Genomic DNA, 25,755 nt, shown 5'->3' with positions numbered 1-25,755 from the left:
AGGTAAAAAATGAAAAAAACGATTGCTTTAATGGTTGTAGTTTTGTTAACATTTACTTCAGTAAACTCTTTTGCAAAAGGGAAAGGGGGCTCAAAAGGGAGCTCAAACGGAAAAGCCTCAATGCACAGCTATAGTGGAAGCTCGACTCAAAACGGATTTAAGACAGGGGACAGAGCTCTTGACGGCAGCGGCAAAGGGTATGGAGACGGCACTCAGCCTCAGCCAAAAGATGGCACAGGGTTTGGAGCCACAAGCAGATAAAAGAGGGTGGACTGCCACCCTTTTAATATTACACTACAATTTATGGATAAATTTCAGGTTTTTTTTGATCAAACGAAAAAAGGTTTCTACCATTACCTCCTTTCTCTGACAAGAGATAGTGCCCTTGCTGATGATATATTCCAAGAAACCTACTTCAAAATATTAAAAAAATATAAAGATAAGCTTTCCCCTATGCTCCTTTACAAGATTGGCAAAAATTTATTTATAGATGAATACAATAGAAATAAAAAACATATTAATACTGAAAATATAACATTATCATATGAACAAACAGGTAGTGATAATTCAATGGAAGCCGATGCTCTTTTGGCGCTGCTTGATGACGAAGAAAAAAAATTATTCCTTATGAGCGCGGTAGATGGGCTTAAATATGATGAAATAAGCGCTATTACCGGGATTTCAGTCTCTAATATCAAGGTAAAAATTTTCAGGGCAAGAAAAAAGATACAAAATACTTTAAAAGGAGGTTAGCATGAAAGAAATTTTAATAAGCCAATTTATAGATGATGAGCTTACGCTGCCTGAGAAAAGGGAATTTGTAGTCAACGTAAAAGTGGATGATACCTTTTATTCTGAAACTATAGAGATGTTGGACTCTGAAATATTATTTAGGGATAAACTCAATAAAAAGACCCCTCCGCAATTTCATGTTGAAAAATATAGGGGATCACGCAAGTTTATTCATTTGGCAGTAGCTGCACTTTTTTTCATAGGGTTAGCATTTTTAGGGAGCAAAATAACTGCGAATAAACCTGAAGCTGTTAGCAAAAATAACATTCAAAAAGAATATAGATTTGTAATTTACAACGACAGTGCAAGCAATGTAGAGCTCTCCGGGACATTTACAAATTGGCATAAAATCCCGATGAAAAGAATAAATAACTCCAACTATTGGGAAATAACTGTCCCTCTTACCAAAGGGGAACACAAATATGCCATAATTGCTGACGGTCAAGTGTTGGCTGATCCCACATCCACTTTTATAGAGCAGGATGACTTTGGAAATATAAATTCCGTTTTGGAGGTATAGCAAATGAATAAAACCTACTTATTAATCCTATCATTTATTATAGCAGGACTTTTTTCTGGGTGCTCCACCCACAGCATTAAGATTGATACGGACAAAATAGTCCTCTTTTTAAAAAATAAGTCAGAGCCGACTTTCCATTACAGTTTGGACGGATATACCCCTCACAAAATGAGTAAAACAAGTTTCGGATATTATTATGAAGTGAAAAAAGCATCCCAATTTAAATATTTCTTTACCGATGAAACAGGCTTAATAAAGGCGGACTGCCCATTAATCGAATATGACGATTTTGGAGGTTACAACTGCATATTTGATATGTAACCTTTTCTCCGTACCGCAGTTTATATATCAGAAGGAGGTAGCTATGAAAAAAATGCTAATAGTATTAATACTCACAGTGACAGCAAATATTACATTTGCACAAGCTAACGAAAATGAACTTTTAACCAAAGCAACAACACTGGTAAAAGAGCAACTAAAAACCAATCTTTCCATAGGACTTAACAACCAAACTATGCTCAATGCCTATAATGCAGTTGTCCAGAGTCAGATGCAAGAAGAAGTAAAGGTAAGAGTTTTAAGCAAAATTGCTCAAGCTCACCAGGCAGGTTTGCCCGCTGAGCCTTTAGCTGAAAAGGTAATGGAAGGGCTTGCAAAAAGGGCAAATGAAGCACAGCTTGAAAATGCACTTAATCAGCTCACAGAACGTTACAGCTATGCCAAACAATTAACGGAGCAATTGGCTTTTAATCAGCAAACAAAAAGCAAAATAATGGGTAACATTGCCGATGCTTTGGCAGCAGGAATAAGTAAACAGTCCATGGAAAATATCATGTCCCACAGTCAATTAAAAAGTGAGCCTGAATTAGCTGCCGAAATAACAGAATGCGTAAAAGATATGTCAAGGGCAAGAGTGCAATCAAACCTGATAGAAAAAACTATGACAAAAGCAATCGAAAAAGGCTATAATGCAGGTGAACTTGCGGAAATAAGGAATCAGTTTAAAACTATGGCAAAAACAAGAGATGCTAATCAATTAGCCCAAAATATGCAAAACGGATTTCAAATGGGAGCAAAAAGTAGCGATATTTCAAAGGGGCTCTCTGGAAACGGAAACGGCGGTAATATGGGTTCAGGCTACGGTGATAGCTCAGGAATGGGCAGCGGAAGCGGTGGCAGCAATGGAAATGGTGGCAGTGGTGGTAGTAGCGGTGGTAGTGGCGGAAATGGCGGCGGTCACGGCGGCGGTGGAAAAGGTATGTAATGCAAGTCGCTTCTAATAAAACAACTATCAAAAAAGGGGGGATATCCCCCTTTTTTACTTGTAAAACTTTCTCAAATCCAAGTCTGAAAAAATACTGTCTTTAAACTCAAGAGCAGAAACATACTCTATATCGATATCCCCACTTTCCAACATAGAGTGGATTCTCAAAAAGTTGTGAATATGCTCTTTTGTCCTCCTTACGGCATATTCTATTGCAGTGCCGGTCGTCATAAGAAAAGCCCAGTCACTACTTTGAGCAAGTAGTAGCTCCCTACCCATTTGATTTAAACATCTTATCACATTTCTATCTGTTGAATCACCAAATTTGGTCGCAGCTTCCGTCATAAAATTGCTCATGTTCACAAGGTGGCGATATATCCAATCATTTGCCCCGTTAAGCCATACCTCGAAGTAACCTTTGTCACCCCATGAAGATGGGTTTACTTTAACTATTTGATTTGTATGAAATTCATTAAGGTATTTCATAGGCGTAGTTGAAATAACATCATCCCTGTATGAAAGCTCTCTGAAAAGATTATATATGAAATCTGTCCCCTCAAACCACCAGTGGCCAAAAAGCTCCGCATCATAAGGGGATACAATAAGAGGAGGTCTGTCCATATATTTGGAAACTTCTCCCGCAAAATTTACCCTCTCGTGAACAAAATGTCTTGCATGGTCAATTGTCCTGTTAAATGCAACTTCAGGATTATAAGGCTCTTTATGCTCCGTGTTACCGGTAATCTTATAATATTTTAACCCCGTAAAAACTCTTGTCCCGTCAGGCACAATATAATCCTTTATATAATCAAAATCCAAATCATAACCCACATCTCTATAGAAATCTCTATAGTTGTAGTCCCCAGGATACCCTTCTTTTGAGCTCCAAACCTGCCTTGAAGAAGTGACATCCCTTCCAAATGCTGCCACCCCTTCAGGGGTAAATACAGGGGCATAAACACCATAAACAGGCTTTGGCTTACCAAAAATAATACCGTGAGTATCTACAAAGAAATATTTTATCCCATTTTCCGCCAAAATCTTATCAAGCCCTTCGTAATAAGCACATTCTGGAAGCCATATACCTTTAGGCTGAATCCCAAAATGTTTTTTATGGGATTCCACCGCAATCTTTATCTGTGCATTGACAGCCTTTTCATTGACACTGATAAACGGTAAAAAACCATGAGTAGCACCACATGTAATTATTTCTATTTTATTGAGGTGCATAAATTTTTTATAACCATTTAAAATATTGCCACCAAGCTGTTCAAAAACATATCTCTTTATTGAAGAAATTCTTTCTTTATAAAATTGAGCAAGTCTGTTAAATTCAAATTCATTTTTCGTCCTATTAACCTCTTTATCACAAAGCTCCAAAGTCCTGCCCAAATATTTAAGATACCTGTCCATCAAAAACTTATCGCTGAGCATTTCGCAAAGTGGAGGGGTAAGTGAAATAGTCACATTAAAATCTCTCCCCTCATCCAAAAGTTTTTCAAAATTCATCAGAAGCGGAGCGTAACATTCCGTAATAGCCTCATACAGCCAATGTTCTTCCAAAAAATAGTCGTATTCAGGATGTTTAACAAAAGGCAAATGAGAATGTAATACCAACATCCAATATGTTTTCATTTTTCCCCTCTAAACTTTTTTGAAGAAATTACATTGTTTAATAATCCCTTCGCAATCAGGTTGCTATCTAACCCTTTTGCATCCCCGCCAAGGGAAATATTGATTATTTTGGTAATATTATCTTTGACTAACATAAACAACTCCCCCTCTTCTACCGAAATAGTGTCTGAAGGGATTATTGTTTCGTTGCTGACAGCAATGGCATAAAACTCATCTTCATTAAGCACGCCTATCTCAGCCCAAACCTTTTTATTCACAATAAACTCACTTGAAAAGTAATAACTTCCGAAATCTGCGACATCTTTAATAATGTATTCTCCGCCATCATAAATCAGCTTAATACAAAGCTTTGGCTCTTTTATCCCAAACTCATATGAAAAATTTTTTAAAGATTGTTCCGTAACTTCCCAAAAGATATGAACCGATATAGGATTTATAGGCAAAACATATACATAATCAAAACCATACTTTTCAGGGATAACATACTCCTGTTGTTTGGTTTCAGGCGCCACAAATTCTTTTTTTTCACTTACATCTTTAGTCTCATATCCCACTTGATAAAAATGTATGCCATCAACCGGTGCAGACCTTTGTAGCAGCTCATCAGCTTTATAAAAATTAGCTATGGCACTAACAAGCTGACTTTTGGTCATCCTCCCTCGCCCCTTTATACCAAGCTCTCTTGCTTTGGCATAAAGCTCTTTCTTGCTAAGCTGTTCAAACTTCACAGTGCCCTCCTATTTATATAAAACATTTTCATACATTCTAACATATTCCTTGGCAGTATTCACCCAAGAATAATCTTTTTTCATATTGTTCAAAATCAGCTTATCAAATAATGCGGAATTGTAAGCATCAATTGCTCTCCATATTGCCTCAATGAGCTTTTCTGAAGAGTAATTTTCAAAAACAATACCGTGTCCACCCTCAAAATATAAATCCTTTACAGTATCTTTCAACCCCCCTGTTTTTCTGACAATAGGGACACTACCGTATCTCATTGCAATTAACTGAGATATTCCGCACGGCTCAAATTTTGAAGGCATCAAATAAAAATCTCCCCCGGCATACATCTGTCTGCCCAAGGCTTCTTTGTATCCAAAAAATATCTTTACATTTTTACGCTTATCAAGTAATGCAAGCTTCTGTTTTACAATGCTATCCCCATCTCCAAGCAAAATAAAATTAGCCTCATCAGTAAATACCTTTAAAGCATCAATAAGAATTGAAATCCCCTTTTGCTCCGTAAACCTTGAAACAAATACAAAAAGCGGCAAATCTTCGACCATTTCACATCTTTTGCAAAGCTCTATTTTATTGTAAATTTTATCTTTGTAACTTCTCTTATTATATTTCTTAACAATAAAAGGGTCTGTATTAGGATTCCAAATCTTATAATCAAGTCCGTTTAAAATCCCTGCAAACTTAAAAGAACATTTTTTCAAAACCCCTTCAAGGCCAAAACCGTATTCAGGAGTCATAACCTCTTGAGAGTATGTTGGACTTACGGTAGTCACAAAATCAGACATCAAAATGCCTGCCTTTAAAAAGTTTGCCAACCCGTAAAATTCAAGCCCTTCAAACCCACACAGCCAAGGGTCTATCTTTAATTTTAAAACATCTTCAATTTTAAATAGTCCTTGAAATGCAAGGTTGTGGATTGTCAAAACTATATTTGCTTCAACATCTTGATATTCAGTCTTCAAAAGTGCAGGGGTAAGTGCAGTTTGCCAATCATGACAGTGAATTATATCAGCGCCATCTATAATATATTTTACAACGTTAAGTGCTGCTTTGGAAAAACCTCCAAAAATCAAAAAGTTATCGGGATAATCCTTCCCGTCTTCGCCATAATATCCTCCTCTTTCAAACAAAAATATGTTTGACAAAAAGATAAAAGTGACCCCATTCATCTTTGTTTTAAAAATCCCAAACTCAAAAACACCAAGCTCTGTATCCACCCAGGTCTTCTTCCCGGTATATTTTATTTTGTCAAACTTTTCCAAAATACCTTTATACAAAGGGGTAATGACATAAATATCATGTTTGAGCTTTTTTTGAGAGACCGGCAAAGAATATGCAACATCCGCAAGCCCACCCGTCTTTGAAAATGGATAAACCTCACTTGCTATATGCACAATTTTCATATCTCACCTTTTAATATTTTAGCTCCCTTTTCAGGGGGAACAGGATTGACATGAAGACCATAACCGCACTCCAGCCCTCCGTATTTGTTAATTCGCGGGATTATCCTTATGTGATAATGATAAAAAAGATTTATGTATTTAAATTTATCAGCCGTTGGACCATCAAGATTTAAGGGGGATGTGTAAAGTATGATGTTTAATGGTATATCTCCCAAAGCGTTATGATATATTTCAAATATATTTTTAAACAGCCCGGCAAGGTCATAATTCTCTTCTTTTGTAATGCAAAAAAAATCATGTCCATGTTTTAGCGGATATATGTCAAGCTGAAAAGGATACCTTGAAGCATAGGGGATAAAAGCACTAAAAAATTTTGTCGTAACAATTTCCCTTTCTGAAAATCTTTCAAATTTCAAAACATCGCAAAAAATACATCTGTTTTTCTCTTCATAAAAATCTTTTCCCCTCTCAAGCTCTTCCGTAATTCTGTGGGGTATTACAGGCATCCCCACTATTTGAGAATGAGAGTGCTTCATTGTAGCGCCCGCAAGAAAACCGTAATTTTTAAAAAAAGATATAAATTTAATCCTTATGTCATTCTTAAGGTCTAATCCTCTCACTTTAACTGTTTCAAAAAGGTCAACCCAATTTTGCTCTGTATATTCATAAAGAGGGAGTGAATGTTTCATATTCTCTATTATGACTTCGTGAGCACCCACTGTCGAATGATAATCATAAGGGCCCACAGAAAAAGACTCAGGAATTTTTTCAACGGTAAAAACAGGATATTTATTAGGTATAACCTTTAAAATAGGCTCATTTGAATACATCTTTCTGTCTTCTATTTTATATATAACATTCCCTATTTGAGATTCATTGCCCGGACAAAAAGGGCATCCTGATTGTTCAAAATGGTCATTATCCTTTTCATGAACAAAATAATCACCTCTTTCACCTCTGTCCGGCGAAACCAATATCCATTCACCGCTTAAAGGATTATATCTCATCTCTGTCAAAACTGTCCCCCTTCAAACAAAAGTTCACCATTAAACTTAATCCCCTTTTCCACTTTAAATATAAAATTCAGGCTGAGCCCCTGCAACGTCAAATCTACGCCTGACTCAGATTGTGATACCGTTTCTACATTGTATCCTATTGCAGCAATAGGAGTTTTTTTACTAAAATTTATCTCTATTTTAAGCTCTGGATTTTCTGAACATATTAGATATTTATTCTTGCCGTCAAATATACCTTCAAATGAATTGCCATCTAAAGTAACTTTTTCATTGTCAAAAAAATGAAAATTTAACTCAAGCATATAATAAATATTTCCATAATCTGTAACGATTTCGTATTCAAAGGATATCCCTTTATCTATTGCATTAAAAGATTTAGAAACTGTTGTGTTGTGTTTTTCTCCATTTTTATAAACTCCACCATCTCTAAAATATCTCACATTATTTTTTGATATTGTATATTCAAACGGCTGATTAGTAAAATCTCCCAATTCTTTAAATTCACATCTTTTTACCGCATTAAAATCATACTCTTCAATAAAATGATCAATAAAAGAGTATCTATTGTACCAGTCAAAAGCTATCTTACCTTTCACATCCTCAGACAACTCCACACTCATTTCATGAATTGTGCTAATTCCGGTATCCTCTACTGCCTCTTTTCTGTCGTCCAAAAGTTGTTTATGATAACCCTCAAACCTTCTGCTTATTGTATTCTGAAGATTTAGTCCGTAATTTTTCAAGTCTAAGGACATTAAACCGGCCCCAACACCTGTATTGAAAATATATTTTAATCCTTTTGTGTTAATTACAACTTGCCTGTAACCATCCATCAATATATCTTCTTCGTAAATATTATCTATTTTTGATTTGTCTAAATCAACTATCGATTCTGCCTCAATAATATATTTATACGCATTATCCCTCAAATTTGGCAGATAAATCCCTCCGAAGATACCGTGCCACAACACATCATTGCATTGTGCCCTGTAAATCAAGTCTGTCAATTTTTCATTATCCCCTTTGTTTTCTTTGGAAAGCTTCAATGTTCGCTTGTGTATTTGGTTGCATTCAGGATATTTGACCAGAAAATTTTTCCATATTGCACCTTTGACAAATGTCTCTATGCAATCTTTGTAATCCGTTGTCTTTAGAAAATTTTCAAGATTTTTAAGCTCTATAAATTTATCCGCAAAAAGTGACCACTCCCCCATCTCCATATAAGATGTAAGAGGAAGATAAGCAAAGCCATTCGGCCTATTTTTTTCGGCAAACTCCGAATATAATTTAAACTTATGCTCAGAGTCTGCAAAAAGGGACATAAATCTATCAAACCACCCTTTTTCATAAACCCACTCATATGTCTTAGGCCATACGCCAAACTTTTCTCCGTCATCAAACAATATACCGCAATAGCCACCCTTATTTTCAACATCGTTCAGATAATTCAGTATAACTTCAGGCTCCTTAAAAGGAACAAAATACCTTAACTTTTGGTCTATTGGAAAAAGTTTCATTAAATATCCGTCCTGCTCCGTATGAAAATATCCATTCAAACTGTCTTTATGAAATCCGACGGAAAGAAAGTGGTAATCATCCACCAACATATATTCAACACCACATTCAGCAATATCAGGAATAATGGAAGGGTCCCATACACGCTCGGTCAGCCACAACCCTTTTGGTTTTTGACCAAAGTAATCTTTTATAAACATTGAAAGTTTTGCTATCTGCCCTATTCTGTCCTTTTTGGGGATAGCCGATAACACAGGCTCATAAAAACCACCCGTAAAAAATTCTATTCTCCCCTCATTAGCAAGCTTCTTCATCAGCTGAAAAGTTTCAGGGGAATTCACCCTTATATAGTTAAGTAGCCAGCCGCTAAAATGTACCGAAAATTTAAACCACTTGTGTGGAAAAACTTTTTCAAAAAAAGGCTTGTAACTTTTCTCAATTATCTCATCAACCACATTTTTAAAATTATCCACCGGCTGATGGCAGTGGATACCAAACAATACAGGTATTCCCATAATTACCTCATACTAACCAATCTTTTGAATCAAGACTGTCTAATTTTATTTCGAGCGGATTATACACAGGTGCCCTATCTAAAATAGCACCACCTCGGACAACACAGAATGAAATGCTCACCCTTTTAGTTTCAAATAAATTTAACCCAATAGACCCTTCAAGAACCTCTTCATAAACAATTTGAAACAAATCATCTGAAATACTTGATTCTATTTTACCATTTTTAAAATAATATTTAATAACATGCTCAAATGGGGATAAAATTTTGAGCTCAACAAATGTGTCATCCTCATTGACCTTTTCTTTGTCAAGCTCAAGACAAAAGTAAAAATTCCTCTCATCAAAACCCCACACAAGTGAGGTTAATATACTTTCCCCTACATTCATGGATGACATATCGTATTTTAAATTAACACGACTTGCGCCAAGATACTCAAAATAGCTGTCAATTCTACCATTTACTTTAGGATATATATAGTTTTTCGGCTTTGATATGCTTTGGATAGATTTACCATTTTTCTTTATTGGCTCATACAAAAATCCGGGGACATTTTCATTTAACAGCCTATAAGCATTAATCAAATTGCTCCTGAAAAGATAATCAAATGTTCCAGCTTGCACAGTGTAGTGATCATCACCATACCACCAAAACCAATCACTCCCTTCTGCTATATGTAAAAACTTTTCCGCCTCCTCAATATTATCATCCCCCTTTAATTTAATTAAATCTTTTTTCACTTCATACAAATATTCCCATGCTTTATTTTTTTCAGGATGCCCCACCCATGTAGTAAAGTCACCGTAAATCCAAGAACCGGCAACAACCTTTTTTAATTTTACCCCATCAGCTTTTAACATCTCTTTAGGGGTAACTGTTTGTATAAAATCAAGCTTCATCAACCTTTCATAAAGTGCCGAAAAGAAATCAAACGCATTATTTTTGTAAAATTCCCACGCATTTTCACCATCCAATATTACGGAAACTATAGGATCAAAATCACATATTTCATAAATATGCTGCAATTTTTTTATAAAATCGCATGCAGCCTCAACAGGCTCCATATTTGCATAAGTGAACCCTATTAAATCACTTAAGTACTTATCCCTAAAAAACACAGAAATCTTCTCATCCCCAAAAATGTACCTCTTATAAAGTCTCTTTCTGTTGTCACTCCTTTTCAAATCTATTCCGAGGGAATTACCAAGCACATCTTCGTCCGTGGCACACCATTTAAACTTATCAGAAAAAATTGTAACTGTTTCATCACTGACAGAGCCTTCCGCAGGCCAAACACCGGTAGGATTTACCCCGAAAATTCTTTCAAACTCTTTAACCCCTTCATTAAGGTGCCATTTAGCATCCTCATCAAGTCGCAGATTTTCCAGAGGTAATTTAATATCTTTTTTTGATTCATATGCACAATTCATATCTAACAAGAGGGGGAAGATAGGATGATAATAAGGGGTGACACTTAATTCAATTCGCCCCATATCCGAAAGTTTTTTATAATACTCAAAAATATAAGAAATTTTACCAAAAAGAATCTTTAAAAGAGACCTCTTATCATCCTCAGTAAAGTTCATGTCCTTTACAATTAATGACTTTATAAATGATGACTCACTTCTAATAAAGGCGCCTGTCCAAGCTATAAGAAAATGTACCTCCAAATCCAAAATCTCCTGACTATTGAAAATGAAAAGCTTATTCTCAGATTTTTCACTGCCGGAATATCTGTCATAAAGCTCTTTGTATCTGACAGAAGATGAAATCATATTTTTTAAATTTGCCATAAAAAGGGATGGGACAAGAAATTCTATCTCTTTATCTTCGAGAGTTTTGACGTCTTTCTTAATTAATTTGATAAGTCTGTCGTTTACATCTTCACTCTTGTAATCTTCTAATTGGATAAGCAGTGAAGGGACAAAATTGAATGTCCCCTTAATATCATAAAGTTCATAATATCGAGGCATTTCCAAATAATCTTTTATACCGTGCAAAAACACCCAAGGGAGCAAATACTCGCCCGTTGATGCCTCTTTGTAATATGGCTGATGCATATGCCATATAAATTGAAGATAAAGTTTTTTCATTCTTCCATTAACCAAGTATTTATCTTTTCAATATATTCCTTCAACAATTCCTCTTTTCTCTCTTCACTCTTTGCTTCAACATAAAGATGAACATCTGCGGCAAATTGGTCGGGTATCATAAGTACCCACGAATCTCTGAATTTTATTTTGACCCCGTCAATATAAGAAGCATCTTTATCCATTGCATCTTCACTCATCTTCCTCATAATGTAGCCTTTCTTACTTAACGGACAACTAATTATATTATGTGCATAGTGATACTCAGGTATATCTTTTTCTATTTCACTCAATGATTTTCCGGTCTTTGCAAGCAGCTCGAGAAGTTTCAAAGCATTAAAAGCGGCATCAGGGCAGATGGCATATTTTGGGAAGCTCATAAAGAGTTTATCCCAACCTATAAAATTAAACTCTTTGAGAAAATCATATTTTAGCCCGCTCGATTTACCTCTAACGATATCGATATTTTCAAACTCGTTATCCAAAACAGTTGGCATCATTATCGGCAAATATACTTTTAATCTCTTTTCAGTAGACATGCTTAACAGTTTTAAAATAACCATTACAGCCCTGTCGTGCGAAAGTGCAAGACCGTTATCAGCAAAAATCTGCAATCTTTCTCCATTTTGATAAATAATAAAACCTAAATCTGCCTTTAAAGTCTTTATGATTTGTGAAACCTGACTCATCGAGTCATGAATCCCTTGAAAGCTCCTTGATAACTTTTTTTCATCAAAATAAGCGTTCAATACTACAGTCTCAATATCTGCACCTGTCATAATGGAAGGGATAATAGTAGAGCCTGTGCCATTGAAAAGGTCCATTACTATCTTAAAATTCCCCCTTTTTATGCAATCAAGGTCAAGATTATTGTAAATATTAGCAATATATTCATCACTCTTTGGAGGTAGATCAATCAACTTACCGATATCTTCGTGAGTAGCTCTTCTGAAATTTTCACGAAAAAATATCCGCTCAATATTTTTCTCCATATTTGAATCGATTGGCATTCCGTCCCCATCGGAAAATGTTATCTCCGTATCCGTGGATGATATATGAGATTGCCTGAAATATATGCACATCGAAGCATTGAGATTTTTCATGTACCATTTTGCCATTGAAGGGGTAGCAAGTTTTAAGTCGTAAGTATTAACTCCTGTTGAAAGTATCCCACCCAAAAAAGACCTCTTTATCATTCTTGACGCACTGTGATAGTCTCTGCTTAAAATTACATAAGAATTTTTGGAAAGCGCACTGCCAACGGCAGCTCCTAATTTGGCTGCCATCTCAGGAGATAACTCTACATTTGTCCTTGCTGAAACCTTTCCGCCTTCAAATATTGATTTTTTCCACTTGTCCCCCCAAATAAGGTTGGAGCTTAGTATGGAGCCGCTCTCAATATGTTTGTTAGGCCAGACCATTATGTCCTTTTCAAAAGTTACATTGTCCCCCACTTCGGTATGCTCTGCAATAATCCCGCCTCTTAATATATTTACATTTCTACCCAACATTACATCGTTGCATATGACACAATTGTTTATCACAGAGCCGTCATTTATCACAACATTATCCCAGATTACCGAATTTTCTATGACACAATTTTTACCTATTGTAACATTGCTACCTATACTGCTGTTTTTAACAATCCCTTTCGGGTCAATTTTAACATTTTTCCCCATAAAAACGATACCGCTCACACTAGACTCATCAAATGAACAATCCTCAAGGCAGTAGACCTTTGCATGATTTAAATCATGGACAACCTGGCCTATATTAAGATTTAATGCACCTGAAAATATGTCTTGAAAAACTTCTCTGTAAGAAACTGGGTTACCTACATCACGCCAATAACCTTTTGCAGTAAATCCATAAAGATCGATATTCCTTGACATTAGAGCCGGAAAAAGATCTTTTGAAAAATCAAATGGCTTGTCCTCAGGTATATATTTAAAAACTTCCGATTTGAATACATAAATCCCTGTGTTTATAGTATCGCTAAATACTTCTCCCCAGCCGGGCTTTTCAAGAAATCTTAAGATTTTGGCATTTTTATCCGTAATAACAACACCAAACTGCAAAGGATCTTCCACTTGAGTCAGGCAAATAGTGCCAAAAGCATCATTGAGCTTGTGAAATCCTGTTATCTCATTCAAAGCAAAATCGGTCACAAGATCTCCGCTAATGACTATAAAATCATCATTGCCAACAAGTTTTTCCGCCTTTTTGACCGCCCCGGCTGTGCCGTAATCACTGTCCGGCAAAATGTACTTGATATTTACTCCAAATTTTTCCCCTTTACCAAAATAACTTTTAATAACGTCAGGCTTATAATAAAGAAGAATAATTATTTCCGTTATTCCGACATCACGTAATTTTGTAACTATATACTCCATCATCGGTTTATTTAAAATTGGCAACATCGGCTTTGGTAAAGAAGTGGTAAGAGGCTGAATCCTCGTGCCAAACCCGCCGGCCATAACTATCGCTTTCATAATATCCCCCTTTTAAGCCCAGATGAATATGTTATTTTCAAATCTGTTTTTTATAAATTTATGCTTTGGCAAAATACAAAATGTTGCTTTAAATCTTCCCGGGCACTCAAGTGTAACATCAGCTTCATATACGGAAAAGTTATTTTCCATTTTAGAAAAGGTTAAAGGGATAATACGATATGCTTCCCCTTTGTCACATTCCCTTTTAATAAAACACAACACTTCAATATCAGACTGCACCAAACCGTTTATATCAACCTTCAAAATAGGTTTTATATTTTCCCCAACCATAAGTTCATCATATTCAAAATAACCTTCACCCACTTGCACGGAGTGCCACATACCGCTAATTTTTCTTCTCCAATCAACAAACCCCCTCAGCTCTTTGAAATCATTGGCGGACATCTCAAAATACATATTGTTTAGTTCGTTATAAAATTTGTCAGTATATTCCATTACCATCCTCGTGGTGTTAAAAAATGAAGATACTGACTTTACCGAGCTTTTCATGACCTTTATCCACTCCCGCGGGATACCTGTTTTATCTCTATCGTAAAATAACGGTATTATTTCATTTTCAAGCTTATCATAAATCTCTTCACTCTCCACAAAATCCTGGTAATTCTCATCGGTATAATCTTCTCCAAACCCAATTGACCAGCCGTTTGTGCCGTTATAACCTTCATCCCACCAACCGTCTAATATCGAAAAATTTATCCCCGCATTTGCAGCCACCTTCATTCCGCTTGTGCCGCTTGCCTCCATTGGACGTCTCGGGTTATTAAGCCATATATCCACACCTCTCACCAGATATTTTGCCATTTGTATATCGTAGTCCTCAAGGAAAATAACCTTATTTTTAAACTCTGACTGTCTTGTAATATGCTTTATCTGCTTTATTATCTCTTTCCCACCATTGTCCTTTGGGTGTGCTTTACCGGCGATTATTATTTGTACCGGCATTTTTGAGCTATTAAGTATTTTGGATAACCTTTCCAAATCTTTAAAAAGGAGATACCCTCTTTTGTATGTGGCAAATCTTCTTGCAAAGCCTATGGTTAAAGCATCCGAGCGCAAAGCTTCTTGAGCACTCAGCATCTCACTGTGTGAGCCACCCTTTTTCTTAACCTCTTTTTTCAGCCTTCTTCTAACATATTCAATAAGCCTTGAGCGGAGTAAGTTTTTTGTCTCAAACAATTCAAGATCAGGGATATCATCAATGTTTTCCCATACTTCAAATTTATGTGGTTTCAGATGCCACTCTTCCCCCAGATATCTGTTATATAATCTTTTACATTCATCTGACACCCAAGTAGGCAGATGCACACCGTTGGTGATATAATCTATCGGAATAAATTCTTGAGGAATATTCTGCCATAAATTTTTAAATATATTTTTAGATACTTCACCATGAAGCTTACTGACACCATTTCTATACACACTCCCTTTGATAGCAAAAATTGCCAAAGAAAATGGCTCTGCTCTGTTATTAGGCTCATATCGTCCAAACCTAATAATTTCCTCTACCTTCAAAGGAGCCCCTGAATAGATACTCCCAAGATATCTAAATATCTCACCCTCGCTAAAAACATCAAACCCTGCAGGCACAGGTGTATGCGTAGTAAAAAGGGTAGTTTTTTTAACAAATTCAAAAGCCTCATCAAAGCTAAGATTATTTAATAGCATTAATTGGTTTATCCTTTCGCATATAGCAAAAGCAGGGTGACCTTCATTTAAATGAAAAACTGTGGGCTTAATACCCAATTTTTCCAGCGCCTTTACACCACCGATTCCGAGTAAAATCTCTTGTTTTATCCGCATTCCAAAATCACCATCGTAAAGCTTACCTGTTATTTTTCTTATACTTTCACTATTCTCCGGGATATCCGTATCAAGCAGGATAAATCTCACCATACCGAGATGTATATGCCAAATCTTTGCCTTTATAACCCCTTCGGAAGAGTTTATTTCAATATAATTTTTGTTCCCGTTTTCATCGGATGACTCAAGTATAGGCATCATAGAAAAATCATTATTGGGATAGTCTTCAAGCTGCCAACCGTCACTATTTAAATACTGGTGGAAATAGCCGTTTTTATATAATAGCCCGACAGCTACAAAAGGGAGACCGATATCGCTTGCTGATTTGCAGTGGTCTCCTGACAATATCCCAAGTCCGCCCGCATAAGTTTGTATAGATTCATGTAAACCATATTCCATTGAAAAATAAGCTACAAGCATCTTATCCTTATTTGGGATGTCATCTCTTATTTCAAACCACTTTGGAGTCTGGATATACTCCATATACAAATCCCATACGCTTTCAAGCCTTGATAAAAATACCGGGTCGCTTGCAATCTCATTAATCCGCTTTTGGTCAAGGGAAGCAAGGACTGCAATCGGATTATGGACACTCTCTTCCCAAAGATCGGGATTTATCATTTTAAACAAATCTTTGGCAGGATTGTTATACGTCCACCAAAGGTTATAGGCCAAAGATTCAAGTTTCTTTAATTTATCAGGGAAATTTATCCCTACGTAAAACTCTCTGAAATTCATTTTACATCCCCCTTTTTTTATATTATACCTGTTATACATATTATACACAATCTCTTTGAATAAAAAAAGTTCACACCAATTGAAACAAATAATTTTTCTATCATACTACATTTTTCGCTTGATTTATTTATTTCTTTTACTATTCTCCGCTAAATCATATATGGGAGGTCATTATGACCGAATTATCCATCGAAGGTTATCACCTAAAACCCTTTACAATCGAAACAAAAAGTTTAATGGAATCATATCTTAAGTATATTACTTCCGACGTAGATGTAAGTGACTACTCTTTTGCGGCAAATTTTATTTGGCTGTCAGGAACTTCAGGCTTTTATACTATTGTTAATGATACATTCTGTCTGTTCAATCTTGCAGGCGGAGAGCTTAGCATGCTCTTACCACCAATAGGAAAAGTTGAAAATGTTAATGATGCGATGATGATATGCTTTGATATAATGAACAAAAACAACTCTTCAATTACTTCATCGAAAATAGAATATGTAAGCTCATATTTCGTTCAATCTTTTATTGAGTATTCTGAGGATGCCGACATATTCCAGGCACTCGACAGCTACATAATCGAAAAGAAAAATATAGATTACGTCTACCTTGCAGATGACCTCATAAATTTAAGAGGGAACTCATATGCCACTAAGCGAAATGAAATAAATAAATTTAAAAAGAATTATCCAAATATATCCATCGAAATGCTTAACCCTGAAGCCCACTACAACGGAATACTTGAACTAACCAACAACTGGGTGGTAAACAGGATGAAATATCTTCCCAATGTAGATATGGACACATTCATAGATGGGATAAACTGGGAAAGAGCTGCAATAAAGAGAACGCTACATTACTTTGATAAACTTGAGATATTAGGGATTGTATTGAAATTCGACGAAAAAATTGTAGGATTTACAGTTGGGGAGAAGCTAAACGAAAAAACCGCAAGTGTTATAATTGAAAAAACGGATTTCTTTACTCTTGGGGCTGCACAATATATATTTTGGGAATTTTCCAAAATTTTAAGAGATACTTATAATATTACTTTCATAAACGTCGGAGATGATATGGGGCTTGAAAACCTGAAAAAGGTTAAAATGTCTTACAGACCACACACACTTTTGCCAAAATATACAATTTATCAAAAAATATGATTATACGAAAAGCAAAAAAGGAAGATCTCAAAACTATTGCAGATCTTGAAAAGATAATTTTTGATAAAAGCAACTTCCCCATGTCAATCAGAAACTTACAATACCACTTAAAAGTAAATAACATGATAGCCGTTGCGGAAATTGACAACACAATCGCCGGCTACTGCGTAGTCTTTTTAAGAAAAAAATATGCTAGAATTTACAGTATCGCGACAAACCCTTATTTTAGAGGGAAAAAGGTTGCATCAACCCTTTTAGAGCATATTTTGTCACAAACTTGCGGACTTAATTATATAAGTCTTGAAGTTAGAAAAGATAATATTCCAGCTATAGCACTTTACGAAAAATACGGATTTAAAACAGTAAAAGAGATCCCATGCTATTATGGCGACGGATGCAGCGCCCTTAAAATGAAGAAAGCTTTACATAAACTTTGATCTGAAGATAAAAAATACCGCACCTAAAATACAAATTCCGGCATACAGATAATCCATTGTAAGCTTTTCTTTCATGTAAAGAACCGAAAAAGGGATAAAAACAGATAAAGTTATTACTTCCTGAATAATTTTAAGCTGGCCTAAGCTGAGTGCCTTATGCCCAATTCTATTTGCCGGCACTTGTAAAATATATTCAAAAAAAGCTATCCCCCAACTCGCCAAAATAGCAATAATAAGAGGCTTTGAGCCTAATGTCTTCAGATGACCATACCATGCAAAAGTCATAAAAATATTGCTTAATACAAGCAACATAACTGTAGCAGTTATATTCATATACCTTTCTCCACCTCTTGAAACGTTTCTTCAAGATGCTCATTAGTACTAAACATAATAAATTTCAACTGATTTTTTGTATTAAAAAGAAATTATTCATTTCAATTATTTTCTATTGTAAAAGAAAGTCCGGTATATTAAAAGATTTGTCAGCGGAGGAAGTTATGAAAAAAATTACATTTTTAATTATATTATTTTCTATTTTCGCAGTCTATTTTTTATCCGGTTATAAAAGATACGAAGTTTACAAAAAATGGGAGGAAAATCGCTCTCTCTATTTTGTGGACAATATCACTGCTATGACTACACTTGATGCTTACTACTGGCTGAAAATGGCAAAAGATTACGATAATGGCAAACTGGGAAAAGATTATATCAATCCTCTTAAAGAATATCCTGACATGACTTGTTATAATAAAAGTCCTAACATGCTCGTGTGGATGATAAGTTTTACGCATAGAATTACCGGATTAGATTATTACAAATCCGGACTGCTGCTAATCCCTTTTCTTGCAGGGCTATTTTGTATCCCGCTATTTTTCTACTTTTTTCGTCTTGACTACGGTGAATCATCCGTATTAGGCGGACTGTTGGGAAGTTTCAGCTACGCTTATTACGTAAGGAGCACAATGGGAAGAGTTGACACCGACCTTTTAAATATATTCTTCCCAATACTTATCTCTTTATTTATCTTATTTATTGCAAAAGAGAACAATAAAATAAAAAATTATATACATTCGGCATTGGCTGGAATCTCAATGACAGGGTTTGTATGGTGGTATCAGAAACCCGGGTTTATATTTGTCTACTTGGTATTTTTGACGCTCTATCTATTTTTCCAAAAGTTTAAACTAAAAGATTTGCTGATACTCTCCGCTCTGTTTTTACTTTTTTCAAACCCACTATACGTTGTAAACAGTATAGCTCAGTTAATTGGGTTCTTTAATTCATATTTTTTCCCACAACCCACAGGACAAATTTCTTGGCCTGATATTATGCAAACAATCACTGAAAGTCAAAAGAGAGGGTTAATACAGACGCTTAAAATGATTCACGAGATTTGGGGATTTGTCATAGTAGGATTTGCTGGCTTAGCCTATCTATACCTTAAAAATTTTGTAAAAATGCTCCCAATTACACCTGTCATTATTTTGGGTATGTTGTCCCTTGTAGGCTCAAACAGATTTGCAATGTTTTTAGTCCCATTTGTAGGTGTTGGCATAGGCGTAATAATTATGGAAATTATCAAACATGTTGAAAAGCTATTGCAATTCAAGCAAATTGTGACAAGCATAGTCAGCATCTCTTTGATGTTTATCTTGTTCTTTGCCACTGCCAATTATACTGCATATTCTTATGTAATAAGGCCTTCAATTGCACCGGATATTACAAAAAGTTTTATTGAGCTAAAACAACAACTCCCTAAAAATTCTGCAGTTTTCACTTGGTGGGATTACGGATATGCATTAATGGACATCCCTGAGTTTGCCACCTATCATGATGGGGGAGCCCATGGTGGACTCAGAACTACACTTGTAGCACGAGGTTTTACGGAAACAAACCAAAAAAATCTGTATAAAATGTTAGCTTATCTTGAAAATTACGGTTTTGATTATTTAAATGAGGCAATCGTGAAAGATAATATTAGTGCCGAAGATATGCTGAAGGAAATTTACGGTTACAATGATGGTTTTAAAGGTGAGAATGTTTACATCCTTTACACAAGGGATATGATAGGTAAATTTGGTGCCATCTCTTTTTTCGGAAATTGGGACTTTAAAGAGAAAAAGGCATATCCGACACCTTATAATGAACTCAGTTGTTCCAAAATTGAAAACAATACCCTTTACTGTACAGGCATAACTATCAATCTAAGTTCAGGAATTGCAACAGCCGGTGGGAACAACTTTTTCTTGCGAAGAATAGTTTTTGTCAATAACGGTAAAATTGTTAATAAATCGGAGATAAAAGAGGCAGGTAATACCCTGCAGCTACTTATGAGAAACAATAATATATTTTCCATACAGCTAATACCTGAAATCCTTTACCAATCAAATTTTAATCAGCAGTATATACTTGGGAACTATGACAAAGATCTGTATGAAGAAGTTTACAACAACTTTCCTACGGCAAGAGTCTTTAAGGTATTAAAAAGATAAATATAAAGTCCCTTGGGTTTACCACCCGGAGGGACTTTTTTTATCCCTTAAAATTCTCCTTTTTGTGCATCTTTCTGTTTGAGCATTACCTTGTTATACGTGGAGATAATGTCTCTTCTGGTGATAATTCCGAGCAGTTTTAAATTTTCCTCTGAATCGACTACAGGCAGAAGCTCGGTATTTTTGAAGCCTATTTTCTCTATGGCATCAGCAAGGCTATTGTCAGGAAAAACGACATCCGGGTGAGTGTCGCAAATCTCTTTAGCCACGACAATATCTTCAAGCCCCTCCTCAAATACAAACTCCCTTATCTCTTCAAATTTTAAAACTCCGATAAGTTTATAGTGCTCATCCACCACAGGGAAACTGTTATGTTTTGTGGTAGGAATAAAATGCACTATATCCATAAACTTCATATCTTCTCTAATCACTATCGGATCTTTTCTCATAATATCTTTAATCTTCAAATCTTGCAGCACTCTTATAAAAAACTCACCACGGTGAATCGGAGAATCACTTCTTGAGTCAACCTGACTTTTATAAATACTGACTTTTCTAAGGAGTAAAAAAGACATAGAGCTTACCCACATAGCCGGAACAAGGAGATGGTAATTTCCTGTCATCTCACTAACCATAATTATTGTGGACAAAGGGGTGCTGGCTATCCCCGAAAAGAACCCTGCCATTCCCACTACAACATAAGCTCCCGGGTCTGAAACAGCAAACGGAATAAGCTTATTCAACAAAAGACCTACAAAACCGCCGACAGATGCACCGATTACCATTGATGGTCCAAAAATACCAGCACTACCGCCACTCCCGATACTAAACGACGTAGTCAAAATCTTTGCAAATATCAGCACAAAAACAAACCAGATGCTAAGCTCACCCAACATCGCAAGTTCAATTTGAGAATACCCGCCGGACAGTGCCTGAGGTATAAAAAAACCAATAACTCCCGTTAAAAATCCGCCTATTACCGGTTTAAAATATCTGTTTATCTTCCACTCTTTAAAGAAATTATGGGTTGAGTAAAATATTTTAACATATATATAACCAAACAGTGCACAGGCAAACCCCAAAATTGAATAGCCTATTAATTCAAGTGGGTTCGCAAACCTGAAGTTAGGCGTTGCAAAAAGGGGCTCCCAACCATACATACTACAAAACACGGAATAGGCAATAATGGAAGTAATTGTTGAAGGCAATAAAATCTCATATTCCATATCTGAGTTTGAATATAATACCTCAGCTGCAAATATTGCACCAGCAAGGGGTGAGCGGAAAATAGCTCCTACTCCTGCACCCATTCCCGCAGCTGTCAAAATCCTCTTTTCCCTGTCGGTAAGGTGTAAAAAATTACCCAAAAATGATGCAAATCCTGCTCCTATCTGTGCTATCGGACCCTCTCTACCACCCGAGCCTCCGGTACCAATAGTTATTGCACTTGCTATTGTTTTCACAATAGGCACCTGCCATCGTATAAAACCATTCTTATTATGAATAGCTTCTATCGCACCATCAGTTCCATGCCCTTCTGCTTCAGGCGCAAACTTATACACCAAAAAGCCACTAATTAGACCGCCAAATGCAGGCATAATAAATAACATCCATCTCTTAAATTCAGTCGTAGCATGGCCAAACAGCGAAGGCTCTCCGGCAGTTTCTTCTATTCTCAAACCAACAATATAGTCCATAAATATGTACGCGCACCCTTGCAAAAGAGTAAAGAATATAATCGCACCGATACCTGCCACCAATCCTACAATAGTGCCAAGTACAAACCATCTGCCCACAACGGGAAGATTAACCCTCTTAAACACTTTGTTCACCTATAATTTCCTTTTTCAATTGACCACGTATAGTAAAAAAGTTTTTGTATGTCAAAAATATTATCGCAATAGAAGAAAAACTTAAAGAGGAAACTATGCAAATCATTATGGCAATTTGATACTTAATAGAGATAATCGGATCTGTCCCTGAAAGTATCTGTCCTGTCATAAGTCCTGGTAAAAATACAACCCCAATGCCACTCATATTTGTGATAATAGGCAGGCTTGCAGCCCTGATTGATTTGAAAATTTCATCCGATACCGATTCAAAAGGTGTTGCACCTAAACTTATAAGTGTTTCAATTTTCAAAGTATTTGTCTTTATCTCACTTACTAATCTCTCTATACTCAAAGCACAGGCATTCATAGAGTTGCCCAACACCATGCCTGCAATAGGGATAAAGTACCTCGCATCATACCAAGGGGATGTTTTCGCTATAAACAGCAAAAAGAATACAGTAAGCAAAAGTCCTATAAAAAATATCGGGAAGAATACAATTACAAACTGATGCTTTATTTTAAAATTTACCTTACTTATGATAGTGTAGGTAGCAAAAGCCGACATAAAAAGATAAATAATAATTATAATTGTAAGACTGTTTACTGCGAATATATATTTAAGTACGTAACCAACTATAAAAAGTTGGATACTCATCCTTGTTAAAGCCTTTAGAAATTTTTTTTCATTTCCTGACTTTATTTTTTTTAAAACCAAAAATAAAATAAAAGCCAAAAAATATACAATAATCATAGATATTAACGATATATCTACTATCTCAGTCTTCATCCTTGTCCCTTATAGTTTCTAATATAAAATCGTCGTCTATATCGTTTTCAAAAAGTTTAATACCATCTTTGTCCATGAATATTTTCACATCAGAGTTCTTTATAATTTTTACAGAATGAGAGACAATTATTACACCCCTGTGCTTATTTTGCTCTTTAAAGAAATCAAGAGTCACCCCCTCACTATACACATCAAGTGCAGATGTCGGCTCATCAAGTAGGATATATTTTGGCTTTAGCAAAATTGAACGGATTAATGCAATACGCTGCCTCTCACCACCGGAGAGTTGGTTAATATTTTTGGTTAATATCTCTTTAGGCAATTTTAGTTTTTGAATAAGTTCAGAAATATACTCAAAGTTTATCTCAAGATTTTTATGAATCTTTAGCTTTTTCAAATCTTCAAAGCTATCTCTTACTACTCTTCCCGTAAGATATGACTCCTGAGGCAGATAATTTATTAATACCCGATGTTTTTGAGGGCTTAACTGCTTTACATTTAAATCATCAAGAAAAATATCGCCATTGTACTTAATATTACCACTTATGGCTTTTATAAGTGTAGACTTACCGGCGCCACTTTTACCAAAAATTGCATAAATTTTATCGGATTTGAAGGTTAAACTTATATTACTAAATATATTTGCTACAGAAACAGACTGTAATCTAAGCTCTGATATCGTATTTCTCAAATATAAATATCCCTTTTTTATCTGTATAACTAATCACCTTACCATTTTCCATACAAACATCAAGTTCTTGTTTAATATTTTCTGGCAGATTAATAAATTTAGTTTCAATTTGCTTAACCTTTTCATCGTCGGCATTAAGCCTCTTGGCCCAATCGTAAAAGGTATGCTTCCTCTTAGTCTGCACATAATTTAAAAGTCTAAAATTATTGGCATAATTAATGACTTCTTTTACCGTAAGGCTTCTGATATGTGTGTTATCCCTAAAATATTCTATAGTATTCAAATACCCATCCTCTACGTCTACTATGCTATCAACCAAAACTAAAATTCCTCTATCTTTAAGTACTCTATTGGACTCAGAAAAAAATCGCCCCGGATTTTCAAAATGATGCATGGCAATTCTACAGCTGACAAGGTCAAACGTTTGATCTAAAAAAGGGATTTGCGTGGAAGTTGCACATACGGGAATTATGCCGAATTCACTTCTTGCAGTTTTTAGCATATTAAGACTCAAATCTATGCCAACCTTAAGTTTACTTTCAAACACTTTGCTGCAGTGCCCGGCAGCAGTTGCAATATCAAGAATTAATCCAAACCTTTTATCTTTAAAGTAACTTTTTATAAATGACAAATCTGCACCGGAAACATGGTCACTACTATTTAAATAGTTTAAACTTGCAAAATCAAACCCTTCTTTCACCTAAACACTCTCCAAAAAATTTTTTATCTCCTCTGTCTGAACATCAAACTCAAGTAAAAATGCATCATGCCCATAATCTGACTCAATATTAACCCACTTTACATCCCTTTTATGCTTTTTTAGTATGTTTACAATCTCCTCTGTTTGGTACGTTGGAAACAAAAAATCGGATGTGAAAGTAATAAAGAGAGATTTTGCATTGATTTTACTTACGGCTTCTTCGTATGACCCAAAACCGTAAGAAAGATCAAATATATCCATCGCTTTTATTATATATAGGTAACTGTTGGCATCAAATCTCTCCGTAAATTTGTAGCCATTATATCTTAGGTAGTTTTCCACTTCAAAATATCCATGAAAATCGTAAATACCTTCAAGGGTTGCATACCTTCTCCCAAATTTTTTATGAAACGAGGCATCACTCATAAATGTAATATGCCCTGCCATTCTGGCAATGGCTAACCCATCTCTCGGGAAACTTTTTCCATAATAGTCGCCACCCTGCCAATTAGGGTCTTTCGTTATGGCATTTCTCCCGATTGTGTTGAAAGCTATCGCCATAGGTGTAATTCTTCCTGAAGTTGCAATAGGGATTATTGACTTTACCTTTTCAGGAAAGGTAACGGCCCATTCAAGTGCCTGCATCCCACCCATTGAACCACCCGCTACAGTAAGAAGCTTTTGTATACCAAGACTATCTATCAATTTTTTCTGAAGCTTAACCATATCTTTCACTGTAAAAACAGGAAATTTTAATCCATACGGTTTACCAGTATATGGGTCTATAGAGGCAGGTCCAGTAGTACCGCAACATGATCCCAAGAAATTTTGGCAAATCACAAAGTATTTATCCGTATCAAAAGCCTTGCCTGGCCCAATCATTTCATCCCACCATCCAGGCTTTTGGTCATCTACCGAATGATAACCAGCGGCATGAGCGTCACCTGTCAATGCATGGCAAATTAAAATTGCATTACTTTTATCTTCATTTAGTTGTCCATAAGTTTCATAACAAACTGTAATAGGGGACAACACTCGCCCACTTTCAAAAAAGAAATCATCTTTAAATGTTTTGTATTGAGGTTTTACTATCCCTACTGATTTTTTCATCT

22 protein-coding genes are annotated in these 25,755 nt (G+C 35.7%); 8 read left to right on the top strand and 14 right to left on the bottom strand.

Features of this window, described 5'->3' with window-relative positions; genetic code table 11:
- Positions 1–9: 9 nt before the first annotated feature.
- The 5 genes from LF845_RS00165 to LF845_RS00145 are packed head-to-tail and all read left to right on the top strand — an operon-like array spanning position 10 to position 2,576.
- Complete coding sequence (locus tag LF845_RS00165) at positions 10–261, top strand: hypothetical protein (protein WP_242818960.1); 252 nt, start codon at positions 10–12, stop codon at positions 259–261.
- Positions 262–303: 42 nt separating this feature from the next.
- On the top strand, positions 304–753 hold the full coding sequence (locus LF845_RS00160) for an RNA polymerase sigma factor (RefSeq protein WP_242818959.1): 450 nt from the start codon (positions 304–306) through the stop codon (positions 751–753).
- 1 nt (position 754) lies between these two features.
- Positions 755–1,312 carry a glycogen-binding domain-containing protein gene (locus tag LF845_RS00155; RefSeq protein WP_242818958.1) on the top strand — a complete coding sequence of 186 codons (558 nt, stop codon included), beginning with the start codon at positions 755–757 and terminating at the stop codon, positions 1,310–1,312.
- 3 nt (positions 1,313–1,315) lie between these two features.
- Positions 1,316–1,633, top strand: a complete 318-nt coding sequence (locus LF845_RS00150; protein ID WP_242818957.1) for a hypothetical protein — start codon at positions 1,316–1,318, stop codon at positions 1,631–1,633.
- Between the two features lie 43 nt (positions 1,634–1,676).
- Positions 1,677–2,576, top strand: coding sequence for a hypothetical protein (locus LF845_RS00145; protein WP_242818956.1), 900 nt, complete (start codon positions 1,677–1,679; stop codon positions 2,574–2,576).
- 54 nt (positions 2,577–2,630) lie between these two features.
- On the opposite strand, the gene LF845_RS00140 is transcribed toward LF845_RS00145, so the two are convergent.
- Genes LF845_RS00140 through glgP form a run of 8 tightly spaced genes read right to left on the bottom strand, consistent with a single transcriptional unit; the run spans position 2,631 to position 16,544 of the window.
- Entirely contained in the window at positions 2,631–4,211 is a 1,581-nt protein-coding gene (locus tag LF845_RS00140) for a glycoside hydrolase family 57 protein (RefSeq protein WP_242818955.1), read from the bottom strand.
- Entirely contained in the window at positions 4,208–4,939 is a 732-nt protein-coding gene (locus tag LF845_RS00135; protein ID WP_242818954.1) for a DUF4912 domain-containing protein, read from the bottom strand. Before LF845_RS00135 ends, LF845_RS00140 begins: the two co-directional genes overlap by 4 nt.
- Positions 4,940–4,948: 9 nt before the next feature.
- Positions 4,949–6,358, bottom strand: a complete 1,410-nt coding sequence (locus LF845_RS00130) for a glycogen synthase (RefSeq protein WP_242818953.1) — start codon at positions 6,356–6,358, stop codon at positions 4,949–4,951.
- Entirely contained in the window at positions 6,355–7,365 is a 1,011-nt protein-coding gene (locus LF845_RS00125; protein ID WP_242819138.1) for a galactose-1-phosphate uridylyltransferase, read from the bottom strand. Before LF845_RS00125 ends, LF845_RS00130 begins: the two co-directional genes overlap by 4 nt.
- Before the next feature lie 5 nt (positions 7,366–7,370).
- Positions 7,371–9,404, bottom strand: a complete 2,034-nt coding sequence (locus LF845_RS00120) for an alpha-amylase/4-alpha-glucanotransferase domain-containing protein (protein ID WP_242818952.1) — start codon at positions 9,402–9,404, stop codon at positions 7,371–7,373.
- 7 nt (positions 9,405–9,411) lie between these two features.
- On the bottom strand, positions 9,412–11,496 hold the full coding sequence (locus LF845_RS00115) for a glycoside hydrolase family 57 protein (RefSeq protein WP_242818951.1): 2,085 nt from the start codon (positions 11,494–11,496) through the stop codon (positions 9,412–9,414).
- On the bottom strand, positions 11,493–13,985 hold the full coding sequence (locus tag LF845_RS00110; protein ID WP_242818950.1) for a sugar phosphate nucleotidyltransferase: 2,493 nt from the start codon (positions 13,983–13,985) through the stop codon (positions 11,493–11,495). The genes LF845_RS00115 and LF845_RS00110 overlap by 4 nt, the downstream gene beginning before the upstream one ends.
- Before the next feature lie 12 nt (positions 13,986–13,997).
- A complete protein-coding gene (gene glgP, locus LF845_RS00105; protein ID WP_242818949.1) occupies positions 13,998–16,544 on the bottom strand; it encodes an alpha-glucan family phosphorylase in 2,547 nt (848 codons plus the stop codon).
- A 173-nt stretch (positions 16,545–16,717) separates the two neighbouring features.
- Here glgP and LF845_RS00100 point away from each other — a divergent pair, with 173 nt between their 5' ends.
- A complete protein-coding gene (locus LF845_RS00100; RefSeq protein WP_242818948.1) occupies positions 16,718–17,704 on the top strand; it encodes a DUF2156 domain-containing protein in 987 nt (328 codons plus the stop codon).
- A complete protein-coding gene (locus LF845_RS00095; RefSeq protein WP_242818947.1) occupies positions 17,701–18,141 on the top strand; it encodes a GNAT family N-acetyltransferase in 441 nt (146 codons plus the stop codon). Before LF845_RS00100 ends, LF845_RS00095 begins: the two co-directional genes overlap by 4 nt.
- Here the strand turns inward: LF845_RS00095 and LF845_RS00090 are convergent.
- The gene (locus tag LF845_RS00090) at positions 18,127–18,474 is read right to left on the bottom strand and encodes a DMT family protein (RefSeq protein ID WP_242818946.1); all 348 of its coding nucleotides are present in this window, start codon (positions 18,472–18,474) and stop codon (positions 18,127–18,129) included. The two genes, LF845_RS00095 and LF845_RS00090, sit on opposite strands and share 15 nt — an antisense overlap.
- A 164-nt stretch (positions 18,475–18,638) precedes the next feature.
- Between LF845_RS00090 and LF845_RS00085 the strand changes: the two genes are divergently transcribed.
- The gene (locus tag LF845_RS00085) at positions 18,639–20,633 is read left to right on the top strand and encodes an STT3 domain-containing protein (protein WP_242818945.1); all 1,995 of its coding nucleotides are present in this window, start codon (positions 18,639–18,641) and stop codon (positions 20,631–20,633) included.
- A gap of 47 nt (positions 20,634–20,680) precedes the next feature.
- Here LF845_RS00085 and LF845_RS00080 read toward each other — a convergent pair whose 3' ends face one another.
- From LF845_RS00080 to metX, 5 genes are read right to left on the bottom strand one after another with little or no spacing between them, the layout of a single operon-like run.
- Positions 20,681–22,456, bottom strand: coding sequence for a chloride channel protein (locus LF845_RS00080; RefSeq protein WP_242818944.1), 1,776 nt, complete (start codon positions 22,454–22,456; stop codon positions 20,681–20,683).
- Positions 22,449–23,252, bottom strand: a complete 804-nt coding sequence (locus LF845_RS00075; protein WP_242818943.1) for an ABC transporter permease — start codon at positions 23,250–23,252, stop codon at positions 22,449–22,451. Before LF845_RS00075 ends, LF845_RS00080 begins: the two co-directional genes overlap by 8 nt.
- Positions 23,242–23,943: an ABC transporter ATP-binding protein gene (locus tag LF845_RS00070; RefSeq protein ID WP_242818942.1), complete on the bottom strand. Its 702-nt coding sequence runs from the start codon at positions 23,941–23,943 to the stop codon at positions 23,242–23,244. Before LF845_RS00070 ends, LF845_RS00075 begins: the two co-directional genes overlap by 11 nt.
- Positions 23,918–24,643: a class I SAM-dependent methyltransferase gene (locus tag LF845_RS00065; RefSeq protein ID WP_242818941.1), complete on the bottom strand. Its 726-nt coding sequence runs from the start codon at positions 24,641–24,643 to the stop codon at positions 23,918–23,920. The genes LF845_RS00070 and LF845_RS00065 overlap by 26 nt, the downstream gene beginning before the upstream one ends.
- Positions 24,644–25,753 (bottom strand): homoserine O-acetyltransferase MetX, encoded by a 1,110-nt coding sequence (metX, locus tag LF845_RS00060; RefSeq protein ID WP_242818940.1) that lies wholly within the window; start codon positions 25,751–25,753, stop codon positions 24,644–24,646. It lies immediately after the preceding gene.
- Between the last annotated feature and the right edge of the window lie 2 nt (positions 25,754–25,755).

The organism is Deferrivibrio essentukiensis, from assembly GCF_020480685.1.
In the GTDB taxonomy this organism is placed as follows: domain Bacteria; phylum Chrysiogenota; class Deferribacteres; order Deferribacterales; family Deferrivibrionaceae; genus Deferrivibrio; species Deferrivibrio essentukiensis.
Note: the sequence above shows the minus strand (reverse complement) of the source record. Positions and strands in the feature narration are given on the sequence as shown.

Excerpts from the sequence above, each read along its gene's own strand:
- LF845_RS00140 (WP_242818955.1), bottom strand. The coding sequence starts at position 4,211 with ATGAAAACATATTGGATGTTGGTATTACATTCTCATTTGCCTTTTGTT.
- LF845_RS00120 (WP_242818952.1), bottom strand. The coding sequence starts at position 9,404 with ATGGGAATACCTGTATTGTTTGGTATCCACTGCCATCAGCCGGTGGAT.
- LF845_RS00150 (WP_242818957.1), top strand. The coding sequence starts at position 1,316 with ATGAATAAAACCTACTTATTAATCCTATCATTTATTATAGCAGGACTT.
- glgP (WP_242818949.1), bottom strand. The coding sequence starts at position 16,544 with ATGAATTTCAGAGAGTTTTACGTAGGGATAAATTTCCCTGATAAATTA.
- LF845_RS00100 (WP_242818948.1), top strand. The coding sequence starts at position 16,718 with ATGACCGAATTATCCATCGAAGGTTATCACCTAAAACCCTTTACAATC.
- LF845_RS00115 (WP_242818951.1), bottom strand. The coding sequence starts at position 11,496 with ATGAAAAAACTTTATCTTCAATTTATATGGCATATGCATCAGCCATAT.
- LF845_RS00130 (WP_242818953.1), bottom strand. The coding sequence starts at position 6,358 with ATGAAAATTGTGCATATAGCAAGTGAGGTTTATCCATTTTCAAAGACG.
- LF845_RS00155 (WP_242818958.1), top strand. The coding sequence starts at position 755 with ATGAAAGAAATTTTAATAAGCCAATTTATAGATGATGAGCTTACGCTG.
- LF845_RS00095 (WP_242818947.1), top strand. The coding sequence starts at position 17,701 with ATGATTATACGAAAAGCAAAAAAGGAAGATCTCAAAACTATTGCAGAT.
- LF845_RS00110 (WP_242818950.1), bottom strand. The coding sequence starts at position 13,985 with ATGAAAGCGATAGTTATGGCCGGCGGGTTTGGCACGAGGATTCAGCCT.
- LF845_RS00075 (WP_242818943.1), bottom strand. The coding sequence starts at position 23,252 with ATGAAGACTGAGATAGTAGATATATCGTTAATATCTATGATTATTGTA.
- LF845_RS00125 (WP_242819138.1), bottom strand. The coding sequence starts at position 7,365 with ATGAGATATAATCCTTTAAGCGGTGAATGGATATTGGTTTCGCCGGAC.
- LF845_RS00085 (WP_242818945.1), top strand. The coding sequence starts at position 18,639 with ATGAAAAAAATTACATTTTTAATTATATTATTTTCTATTTTCGCAGTC.
- LF845_RS00145 (WP_242818956.1), top strand. The coding sequence starts at position 1,677 with ATGAAAAAAATGCTAATAGTATTAATACTCACAGTGACAGCAAATATT.
- LF845_RS00165 (WP_242818960.1), top strand. The coding sequence starts at position 10 with ATGAAAAAAACGATTGCTTTAATGGTTGTAGTTTTGTTAACATTTACT.
- LF845_RS00160 (WP_242818959.1), top strand. The coding sequence starts at position 304 with ATGGATAAATTTCAGGTTTTTTTTGATCAAACGAAAAAAGGTTTCTAC.
- metX (WP_242818940.1), bottom strand. The coding sequence starts at position 25,753 with ATGAAAAAATCAGTAGGGATAGTAAAACCTCAATACAAAACATTTAAA.
- LF845_RS00090 (WP_242818946.1), bottom strand. The coding sequence starts at position 18,474 with ATGAATATAACTGCTACAGTTATGTTGCTTGTATTAAGCAATATTTTT.